The sequence below is a fragment of the Novosphingobium sp. GW835-FHT14H07 genome, assembly GCF_058793515.1.
This window is the reverse complement of the sequence record NZ_JBXAFX010000080.1, coordinates 1-1,239: the sequence shown is the minus strand read 5'-3', so window position 1 is coordinate 1,239 and position 1,239 is coordinate 1. Positions and strand designations below refer to the sequence as shown.

The window sequence follows — 1,239 nt, the reverse complement described above, 5'->3', positions numbered from 1 at the left end:
ACCAGCATCATATTATCTGAAAAGGGGGTCCCTCTTCGACGCCGATCGGGGGTCCCTTTTGAACGCCGTTTGACAGTCCCCGCCTCACCGGTCACAAGCAACCGATGTTCGTTCGCCAGCCGGCTGACTGGCCGCTTGATGATCCCGGAGACCTTCTCGATTGCTTCATAGAGGTGTTCGACGAAAAATTGGACACGCCGCACCTCGTCGCGATCACCGCCTTGCTGAGTACGCAAGTCCCAGATCGCTGCCGAACAAACACCTAACGTTTCACTCGCCTCATCGAGAGCCCTTACCCACGGATCAAATGGAACTGGATCGGCTGGGCTGATCGACGCCGTCCGGATCAAACTGCTGATCGCCCGAAATCGAACATCCAGGTCCGCAGCTTGCGTCGCGGCGGGGCCACTTGCCAGAATCCTCGCAACGCTATCGGTCGTGCGATGCCGCGCCTCGTCGAGTTCATCAGCGAGGCGCGTCAAACTCTCAATGAAGGCAGGATCACGAGCGATCGCGAGCAGCCCGCGGCGGATCGGGAGTTCAATGTTGAGTTCGGGTGTGTAGCGCGTACCCAGCGCCTTGCGAGTGATCGCGAAGCGCGTTTGAAACCAGTCGGGCGTGAAATGCAGCAGATCGAACCAATAGTGCCGTCGACCCGCGTACTGCGGCTCATTTCGAGAGAAGCGCTCGATGAGCTGGGTCTCATCCCAAAGCTCAATCGTAACGACACGCGGAAGGATTGCGTCGGCGCGAGCTTGCACCCAGCGGTTCCAGCGATCCCTTTCGGAAATCCGATTGCCCACTCGCCCGTCCGATAGGTTGAAGGGTAAGCCGACAATGAAGCGCCCAAGCTGGGGGTGGCGTGCGATCGCTTGGCTTAGCGATTCGGTGAGCTGCGACGCTTCGCTGCTGCCGAACTCGAAGAAATACTTCGCCTGCCAGCCAGTCTCCGATCCATCTGCCTCGACGCGGTAGCATTCGAGGCCAGCGTCAGCCCCAGCGCCCTTACGGTGGAATGGCGCGTCAGGAGCGGTTTCTAACGCGGCGAGTTGACAAATCGCCTCCTCAAAACCGCTATGCTGGCTTCCGTGATGTGGTCGGATGGTGCGAAAATCGATCGTAGGAGACGGCATGGTCGCTCTGATTTTGGAGGTCGCGCCATGGGTAGTGCCCCGCGGGGTGGTGTAGGAAGCTGCCTTGGATGAGGTGGCCATCGCCGATCTTCGGTAGGGTTCGGAT

Annotated in this window: 1 pseudogene; it reads right to left on the bottom strand. The window is 59.6% G+C overall.

Features of this window, described 5'->3' with window-relative positions:
- Positions 1–1,214, bottom strand: a pseudogene (locus tag AC1Q5P_RS21890) (hypothetical protein); the annotation flags it as partial.
- Positions 1,215–1,239 lie beyond the last annotated feature (25 nt).